This window comes from Candidatus Omnitrophota bacterium, assembly GCA_013791745.1.
Classification (GTDB): domain Bacteria; phylum CG03; class CG03; order CG03; family CG03; genus CG03.
Genome location: VMTH01000170.1, coordinates 1 through 8784 on the forward strand (window position 1 = coordinate 1; position 8784 = coordinate 8784).

The window sequence follows — 8784 nt, forward strand, 5'->3', positions numbered from 1 at the left end:
CTCGGCGCGGTATCGTCCGGGGTTGACGTAGCGCTCGGGCATATCCTTGCCGAAGACCTGAAATCGGGATACGATTTCCCTCCGTTCAACAAGTCCGCGATGGACGGTTATGCCGCGCATTCCGGAGACTTGAGTAAAACTCCTGTGAGGCTGAAATGCAAGGGTATTATTAAAGCCGGCGATTCCAGTAAAAACAAAATACGAAGGGGCGAGTGTATTAAAATAATGACGGGCGCGCCCGTTCCAACGGGCGCGGACTGTGTTGTCATGGTAGAGGACACGCGCTCTTCCTGCGGCCATCCCTGTTCCGTCTGTGAAATTGAAAAGAACAGGAAGCCCGTTAATACCGGCGCACTTACGGGCACAAGCGCAGTTGAAATATTAACAGGAGTTGAAAAGGGAAGTAATATCTGTCTCAAAGGCGAGGATGTAAGGAAGGGGACAGCTGCTCTTGAAAAAGGAACTCTTATAAGGGGGCCGGAAATCGCGATAGCTTCAGGACTGGGAAGAGATAAAATAAAGGTTTTCAGAAAACCCTGCGTAGCGGTTCTCAACACCGGCGATGAATTAACGGAGCCGGGAGGGACGCTTAAAAAGGGAGAAATATATAACAGCAACAGAGCAATGCTCATGAGCCTGCTGAATGGATTAAATGTAAAAGTTGAATACCTGGGTATTGCCGCCGACCGGAAGGGGAGTCTGGAAAAATTAGTAAGGAAAGGCCTGGAAAAAGATTTTCTTATTATAACGGGCGGCGTGTCGGCCGGGGATTACGACTTTGTACCCGGTATACTGGGAAAATGCAAGGTGAAACAGATAGTCCACGGTGTCTGTATGAAACCGGGCAAGCCTGTTTATTTCGGTCAAAGAGGGAATACTTATGTTATGGGTACGCCGGGAAATCCGGTTTCAACTTTTGTTTCATTTTTGCTGTTTATAAAACCCGCGCTGGAAAAAATGTCAGGAAAAACTCCCGAAACGGAATTCAGGAAAGGAGAGCTCAAGAGTGACTTCAGTCAGCATCCCGGCAGAAAACATTTCTATCCTGTTAAAGTTGTTGAAAAAGCAAACGGCTACTCGGTTTACCCGGTTAAAGGATACAGCGGTTCAGCGGACATCTATTCTCTTGCAAAGGCAAACGCATTCATGGTTGTGGATGCCAATATCAGGAGTCTGGAAAAACGAAGCATCGTGGATATATTGTTATGGTAGAGAAAAACGGAAAAATAATATCCATCCGTATAAGCGTAAGGAAAGGGGTGAAGGAGAACAGGGTGGAGGGATATCTGAGGGAAAATTACGGTTTTGAGGGGGATATTCACGGCGGCCCGGGAGAGAGGCAGGTCAGTCTTTTCATAAAAGAGAGTCTTGATAAACTGAAAAGAGACGGCGTTAAAATAGGCTGCGCCGGTTTCGGAGAGAATCTTATGGTCTCGGGCGTTGCGTTTTCGGATTTGACACCGGGGACAAATCTGAAAGCGGGGGATGCGGTTTTAAAAATCACGCAGACCGGAAAGATCTGCAGGAAACCCTGCGGCCTCTATGATTCCGTTGAGGATTGCCGGTTGTCAAAACTCGGAATATTCGCGGAAGTTATTAAAGGCGGCGGTTTGAAGATCGGAGATGCAGTAGAGGTTCTTGATGGGGTATAATGCGGCTCTGGATAAAGCTTATAACAGATTAGGCGAGATCTCGGACATAAACAATGTGTCCGTCGGTTTTTTTGCTGATGAATATGTTGCTGATATTGAGAAGAGGACGCTGACAGACGCGGATAGCGGAAAAATCGTCCCCGATTTTATCGCAGTGCTCATTTTACATTATTTAATAAAAAAAATTGAAGGCCTGCCGGAAGAAACGGGTAAATGGATCTCTTTTAAGGAAATGGACGGAGGGGAAATATATTATCCGGCTTTCAGAAAACGAGCGGTGGAACCGGTGATCAGAAAATACGGGGCGAATCCCGAAGGGCTTCTTTTAAGTATTGACAGGCTCGGCGCCAGCAACGAATCAGCCGGAGATTGTTCTATAAAAATATATCCCCTTGAAGGTGTGCCCGTTCTTATCACTGTATTCGGTCAGGACGATGAATTCCCGGCCGAAGCCAGCGTTCTCTTTGACAGGAGCATAAAGAATATATTCGCTACGGAAGACGCCGCGGTCCTCGCCGGCCTCGTCGCCTCAAAAATCAAATAGCAGCAGTAATTGACAAGCATGGTTATTAAGTGACCCCAGATGAAAAATGCGCGGAGATTGACCGGTTAATTGTAAGAATGAGCAACCTTCTAAACTGTAAATCTCCCGACAGATTTCAACGTGATTTTGTAGAAAGAATTAGGAAAAATAATTTTTTATGAAGTTTAGTCATGGATCGAAAAAAAGGAACAACTGACATCTTTTACAAATTTGACACACGTTAACTTGTGTGTTAACATATAAACATGATAAGAGAAATTGTATTCTACGAAACATCGGCGGGACGGAACCCCATTGATGAGTTTTTAAACACATTGTCATCCAAGCAGGCACAGAAAGCCGCTTGGGTTTTGAAACTTGTCGAAGACTTGGATATCGTTCCCTCCGAATACTTTCGGAAGATGACGAATACTGATGATTTGTGGGAAGTCCGAGTCAAGGCGGGTTCGAATATTTTTCGCTTTGTTGGATTCTTTGACGGACTAAATTTACTGGTCTTGGCTCACGCCTTTCAGAAAAAAACGCCAAAGACCCCACGGCAAGCAATTCAGCTTGCCGAAAAAAGAAAACGGGACTATTTGGGGAGGAAAAAGAAATGAGTGACCTGCAGAAGTACATTAAGAAACGGAAAGCACGAGATCCTGAATTCGCAAGTGAGTTCGACGCAGGATATGAACAGTTCAAAATTGGAGTGATGCTTAAGCGGGCAAGGGAAGAAGTTGGTGTTACACAGGAAGAACTCGCCATCAGGCTTCACACGAAAAAAACAGCTATATCCAGAATCGAAAATCACGCTGAGGATATCAAGCTTTCAACTATTGAGAAGTTTATACACGCACTCGGCAAACATCTCAGACTGGAAGTCACCTAAGAAAAAATGAAACCATGTCGTTGTAAGTTGGTAGTATTTCACAATCCTGATTATTGTTACGGTTTTCAACAAATATGGAAACAATATGGAAACATTACAGCTTTGAATTAAGCGGATAGAAAGGTATAATCAAAGATGTATAATATTGAAAAATATTTATCTGAAAATAAATCTAAAATAACACATATTTGTACACGTGTTAGTTTTATAATATTTCTAATAATATCAATCGCATCGGTTTGGCTAACAATAATCATTCGCAACGCCTATAGTGAAGTATTCTCGAGTTTTGGTACTGATTTACCAATTTGCGCAAAGATAAGTATATCTTTGCTATTTCCTTTTATAGTTACGGCAATAACTATTATAGGGTGTATATTTAACTTTTGGATTAAAGATAAGGTTTTGTGTATAACTCTATATAACTTATTTATTTTCATAGAAATTTTAATAGCCGTTTGTATAGCTAGTTGTTATTTTTTCCTTCCTTCATTCCATTTTGCCTAGTAAAACATACAAAGAGAGAATTTAACTACAGCGTTGCTCTTGCTTGGAGATATAGCAACATTTTTTAAAACTATTTCCTAAAACTATAAGAATCGTATAGCTCCGTATCATTCTCTTTGAGAATGAAGAAATTTACGGGATGAACAATTCCTGCCTACCGGCAGGCCGGCGACCGCTACAGAAGAAAGGCAGACCGAGGGTCTGCAACTACAGATACAAACAGTCGAATAGTAATTCGACCGCTACAAGTAAATGCAGAGAACGGGCAAGGCATGCCGTTGCCCCTACAGACCAGAACCGAGGCCGGTAAGATAAGCTAGAACGAGTTCAGGCAGATCTGTGGAATATCCGCCTTCAAGGACAGAGAAAACGGGCTTGTTCAGTTTTTTTATGAGTTCTCCGGTTTTTTGAAAGTCATCTTTTGTTAAAGCCATATCCGTTAGCGGGTCACCTTTGTATGCATCAAATCCGGCTGAAACGCCTATATAATCAGGGTCAAACTGCCCAACCTCCTGAAGAGCTCTTTCAAGCGCATGTATATAAACTTCTCCGCCGGTTCCGGGAGGGAGGGGAAAATTCCTGATATTTCCGCGGGACTCAGCGCCGGTTCCCGGGTAACACGGACTCTGGTGCAATGAGACATACAGGCAATTTTCTTTTTCCTGCAGAATATCTTCTGTACCGTTTCCGTGGTGACAGTCAAAATCAACAATAGCAATTTTCTTTTTCTTACAAAGGCGCAGTGCGGCAATAGCTATACTATTGAAATAGCAGAAGCCCATAAGATTGTTTCGCGTTGCGTGGTGTCCCGGCGGCCTCATAAGTGAGAAAGCATTTGAACCGGAAGCGGCAAGCTCCGACGCCTGTATTGCGGCCCCGCACGAAAGAAGGGCAAAATTATAAATATTGTCATAACACGGCGTATCGGGCTCGTAGAAATCCCCGTTTTTAACAGATTTCAGCAACTTTTCCGAGTGGGCAAGGAGAATATCTGAATCTCCGGCGGGCTCAGGAGTTATAAAGCTGAATCCTTCTTTTTCAAGAAGGGAATGGACACCTCTTATTCTTTCAGGTCTTTCAGGGTGCCCGGGAGAATTATATCCCATACAACTTTCGTCATAAATTATTTTTATTTTAAGATTTTTCTTGTTCATTTTATTTAATAAAAATATATTTCTTTCGGTTTTGAATTAGTGGCGGAAGAGCCGGTGGTTTATGAATGCGAGTTTAACGCCGAGTTTTTTTGCGGTTGCGGCCACGAGGCTGTCTTTTATAGAACCTGAGGGGGCCGCGACAACTTTTATTCCGGCTTTAGCGGCGGCACGGACAGAATCATCAAAAGGGAAGAACCCGTCTGAGACCATTACCGCTCCTTTCAGGTTCCCGCGGGTGTTCTTCTTTGCCCTGTCCACGGCGAGTTTCACGGATTCAATCCTGCAGCACTGACCCGGCCCGATACCTATGGTTTTTCCGTCTTTAACCACGAGCGAAGAGTTGGATGCGGCCTGAAATACCACCTGAAGACCGAACGCGACATCTGCTTTTTCGGATTTCGTGAGTTTACCGGTGACTTCGTTGAACCTGATCGCGGGAAATTTCATTTCCTGGACGAGATAGCCGCCGAGCGCCCGCTTTACCGCAAGTTTTGAGTCCCATTTCCGGTATTTGAAAAGTATCAGATTCTTTTTTTTACTCAGGACTTTGCGCGCGCCCTTATCAAAATCGGGGGCGCAGATCACTTCAAAGAAGTGTTTCACAAGCCGGGCAGCCGTCTTTTTAGTGACTTTCCTGTTAAATGAGACGATACCTCCGAAAGCGCTGACGGGGTCGCAGTCAAGGGCGTCTTTATACGCCTTATCCTGAAATTTATTTATTGCCGCGCCGCAGGGGTTCGTGTGTTTTATTATAACGCATCCACCCCCGGAGAACCTGATTACCGGAAGTATCGCGGCTTCCATATCCAGAATGTTGTTGTATGAAAGAGGTTTGCCCTGAAGAATCTTTCCCGGGAATGAGCCGTCCGAATAGAAGGCCGCTTTCTGGTGCGGATTTTCGCCGTATCTCAAGGCCATCATCTTCTTTAGCGGGAGCGACATATATTCGGGAAAATCCTTTGCCGGGGACAATATGTCTACGATACGCGCATTGTAGCGGGTACAGAGGTCAAATGATTTTACCACCAGATATTTTTTCAGTTCATCATCTATGTGCCCGGACTCTATAGCTTTCAAAACCGCAGGATAATCTTCAGTGTCGCAGACAGGGAGTACACGTTTATTGTTTTTCGCCGCCGCTCTCAGGAGAGAAAGGCCGCCGACGTCTATTGTCTCTATGAAGCCGGGCCCTTTCTTAAGTGTGTAGAAGTTTGTTACCACCATATCTATGAGGGGCAGCTTGAATTTCTTTATATCCGCTTTGTCTTCAGCCCTTGCAAGGATCCCGCCGAAAACCATGGGGTGAAGGGTCTTTACCCTGCCGCCCAGCATTTTAACGAAGCCGGTTACCCGGCTCAAATCCTTGACGGGAATGTTTTTTGAACGCAGGTAAGCGGCGGTGCCGCCGGAGGCGACAAGCTCCCAGCCGTTTTTCTTCAATCCCCTGCAGAATACATCTAGACCGCTTTTATCGGTGACACTGATCAGCGCGCGCATTTTTGCTCTTTTCATAATCCGGATTTAAGGTGGTTAAGCATCTTCATCACCGCGCTGAGCTGATCCGGCCCCAGCGTCGCCAGCCCGCAGGAAGGAGAAAACATCATATTTTTCATAAGCAGTTCACCGTTGACCCCCGCCTTTACAAGGACTTCCATTTCCGTGTCAATTTTTTTCTTTATCTCATCCGCGGACAGTTGTGATATTAATTTTTCAGCGGGAACAGCGCCGAACAATATCTGTCCGCCGTTTTCCAGGAAGTTATTCAGTTTTCCGGCGAAAGGGAGCAGAGAATAATTATAGGAATCAAAACTCAATATTTTAAAGGGAAGGTCGAGCAGAAGGCTCCAGTCTGTTTCTCCGCAGCAGTGTATGCCCGAAACCGCTTCCTTGTTGATCTCATCCAGCATTTCCTTTAAAAAGGCTTTTACTTCCTCCGGGTCAAGAGTGACAAAAGCGCTGCCTATTTGCGAGAGATAGGGTTCGTCAATGAACAGATAAACTTTGCCGTATGCCTTTTTTAATTCCCTTATCATCCACCGGGCTTTAAGGGTCAGTCCTTTGACCAGTATTTCCTTGAAGACATCGTGGTAGAAGACGGGTTTTTTATTTTCGTCGGTGACCGTCAGCCCGAACGAAACAGGCCCGACGATCTGTCCTTTGATCGCTTTGACAGGCAGGGGATCTTCCAGGATCGCGTGGAGGGCGGCCGCTCTATCTTTTGAAATCGCGAAATAATCCAGGTCTTCGCCTAAAACTTTTTCATAAAAATCTTCCAGCTCGCCGGCATCGGGAGAGTCCAGTTTGAAATGTATGTTTTGTTTTTCACTGTCAATCACGGAAAAAGGCAGACCTTCCGCGTACTGTATATACATGTTTTCCATGTATGTTATTTTCGGCAGCTGCGGCCAGAACGGTATGTCGAATCCTTTTATGAAGTTTACCGCTTCCGCAACTGTAGTGAAAGGCAGACTGCCTATTCCTGTCGTCAGTATAGCGGATTCTGCTTTTTTATGTTCATTCATATAATACGGCCCCTTGGCACGCGATAATGTTATTAAAAAAAAGGAAACCGCACAAGGCAATGCAGTAAATTCCATATGGGAACAGGCAGGTGACTAACAGGAATTCAATCCTGTTTTTTCCGCTTATGCTGACCGGTGTCCATTGCTTTCTTTATCTCCCGCCAGCGTTTCTCGCCCAGGCACTCCCTTGAAAATTTGCACCAGTCAATGCATGAGGGCGTATTCTCGCGGAAAACATCCTTTTTGCATTTAGGGCATTTTACTTTGACTTCATCGGAAAATATTTCCACCTCATATCCGCACTGACACTTGTGCACTTCCACTTTCAGAAACCGCGGGTCTGTCCCCGGACATCTATGCATAGAATAATCTCCTTAACAGAATTTCGGATTATTTGTACAATCAGTAATCCTTTCACTCCTTATTCGGCAATTATTTTCATAATACCGCTTACGCCTGCCCCCGGTTTGAGGTTAACGGTTTTTAAAAAAGTAAGAGAAACTCCCTGAAATACATCAGTGAATCCCGTTTCAAACCGGCAGACAGAATTAACAGGAAAACTCCATATCCTGTATTCTTCTCCGCAGGAGTACTTCATCTTCAAGTTGTATTCCTTGTCGTCAAGTATAACTTCGTTTCCTTTTCCCTCAAACAACCCGCTGCAGGAGACCTCTTTTTCCGCTATCCTGAATTTTGAGGTCTGCTCATTGGAGGGAAGAATATTCATCTCAATACCGGGCACAAGATGCGCAATAGTATCAGATGTATTTTCTATCGTCCACTTGAAAACGAACTCATCTGATTCAGGAAATTCAAAAATCTTGGTGACCCTTATACCAAGCGCTCCCTCCCTCTGCCATACATGGCCGTTGCGGACACAGGTAATCTTTTTCTTATCACTATCCACTGTCAAATCAAATTCCTGGTTAATGAAATCACCCTGTTCGCCGTAAGTGCATTTTTTCAAATCATTTATCTTTGTATCAGGATGAAAGAAATGCATTATGAAAGATGATCTGTCATACCAGTCTATGATGGCCTGTTTTTCGGGTATTTTGCTATCTTCACGGGATGGCGATTTATCTTCTTTGGTTAAGGTGGTTTCTGACACGACATTGTGGTAAACTTCCCTGCGCCTGCGCATTACAAAACCCATATTGTGACATGTCCTGAATTCTGAAAATTCAGAAACATTCGCGCCTATAACAGGGTGTAAGTGAATACTATACCTGTCTGATGTCGCCTGGATTTCGTTCTGACCGTAAAAAATAGTATCGTCCTGGCATATTGAAATCCCGCCGCCCTGCGCCTGATGAAGAAGCTTCTCACACTGAAGCAGTTCATGGAACAGGGCCTGCCGGAGATGTTTTATGTAAACGCCTCCGAAAACACCGTGCCAGTAAGCGCAGTTGCATTGCCCTCTGAAAAGATGTTTCTGCATTTTTTGAAAATCAGGATGCTCTTCAAATTCTTTTATATCTCTGGACAGCTTCAGCATTTTCTTATGCATACTGTTGCTTTCGGGATATTTTAC

At 44.5% G+C, this 8784-nt stretch carries 10 protein-coding genes; 5 read left to right on the plus strand and 5 right to left on the minus strand.

Features of this window, described 5'->3' with window-relative positions; all coding sequences use genetic code 11:
* The 5 genes from FP827_08760 to FP827_08780 all read left to right on the plus strand — a co-directional run.
* On the plus strand, positions 1–1212 hold a 1212-nt coding region (locus tag FP827_08760), incomplete at its 5' end, for a molybdopterin molybdotransferase MoeA (GenBank protein MBA3053154.1).
* A complete protein-coding gene (locus FP827_08765) occupies positions 1206–1652 on the plus strand; it encodes an MOSC domain-containing protein (GenBank protein ID MBA3053155.1) in 447 nt (148 codons plus the stop codon). The genes FP827_08760 and FP827_08765, both read left to right, overlap by 7 nt.
* On the plus strand, positions 1642–2196 hold the full coding sequence (locus FP827_08770; protein MBA3053156.1) for a DUF3786 domain-containing protein: 555 nt from the start codon (positions 1642–1644) through the stop codon (positions 2194–2196). The genes FP827_08765 and FP827_08770 overlap by 11 nt, the downstream gene beginning before the upstream one ends.
* A gap of 248 nt (positions 2197–2444) precedes the next feature.
* Positions 2445–2795 carry a type II toxin-antitoxin system RelE/ParE family toxin gene (locus FP827_08775; GenBank protein MBA3053157.1) on the plus strand — a complete coding sequence of 117 codons (351 nt, stop codon included), beginning with the start codon at positions 2445–2447 and terminating at the stop codon, positions 2793–2795.
* Positions 2792–3067, plus strand: coding sequence for a helix-turn-helix transcriptional regulator (locus FP827_08780; GenBank protein MBA3053158.1), 276 nt, complete (start codon positions 2792–2794; stop codon positions 3065–3067). Before FP827_08775 ends, FP827_08780 begins: the two co-directional genes overlap by 4 nt.
* A 791-nt stretch (positions 3068–3858) precedes the next feature.
* On the opposite strand, the gene FP827_08785 is transcribed toward FP827_08780, so the two are convergent.
* The 5 genes from FP827_08785 to FP827_08805 all read right to left on the minus strand — a co-directional run.
* Complete coding sequence (locus FP827_08785) at positions 3859–4707, minus strand: histone deacetylase (GenBank protein ID MBA3053159.1); 849 nt, start codon at positions 4705–4707, stop codon at positions 3859–3861.
* Positions 4708–4764: 57 nt separating this feature from the next.
* Entirely contained in the window at positions 4765–6240 is a 1476-nt protein-coding gene (gene purH / locus FP827_08790) for a bifunctional phosphoribosylaminoimidazolecarboxamide formyltransferase/IMP cyclohydrolase (GenBank protein ID MBA3053160.1), read from the minus strand.
* On the minus strand, positions 6237–7250 hold the full coding sequence (locus FP827_08795; protein ID MBA3053161.1) for a hypothetical protein: 1014 nt from the start codon (positions 7248–7250) through the stop codon (positions 6237–6239). The genes purH and FP827_08795 overlap by 4 nt, the downstream gene beginning before the upstream one ends.
* 104 nt (positions 7251–7354) lie before the next feature.
* Complete coding sequence (locus tag FP827_08800; GenBank protein MBA3053162.1) at positions 7355–7612, minus strand: phosphohydrolase; 258 nt, start codon at positions 7610–7612, stop codon at positions 7355–7357.
* 59 nt (positions 7613–7671) lie between these two features.
* On the minus strand, positions 7672–8784 hold a 1113-nt coding region (locus FP827_08805; GenBank protein ID MBA3053163.1), incomplete at its 5' end, for a DUF1926 domain-containing protein.

Coding starts and splice junctions, on each gene's coding strand:
- FP827_08765 (MBA3053155.1), top strand. CDS start 1,206: ATGGTAGAGAAAAACGGAAAAATAATATCCATCCGTATAAGCGTAAGG.
- FP827_08770 (MBA3053156.1), top strand. CDS start 1,642: ATGGGGTATAATGCGGCTCTGGATAAAGCTTATAACAGATTAGGCGAG.
- FP827_08780 (MBA3053158.1), top strand. CDS start 2,792: ATGAGTGACCTGCAGAAGTACATTAAGAAACGGAAAGCACGAGATCCT.
- purH (MBA3053160.1), bottom strand. CDS start 6,240: ATGAAAAGAGCAAAAATGCGCGCGCTGATCAGTGTCACCGATAAAAGC.
- FP827_08795 (MBA3053161.1), bottom strand. CDS start 7,250: ATGAATGAACATAAAAAAGCAGAATCCGCTATACTGACGACAGGAATA.
- FP827_08800 (MBA3053162.1), bottom strand. CDS start 7,612: ATGCATAGATGTCCGGGGACAGACCCGCGGTTTCTGAAAGTGGAAGTG.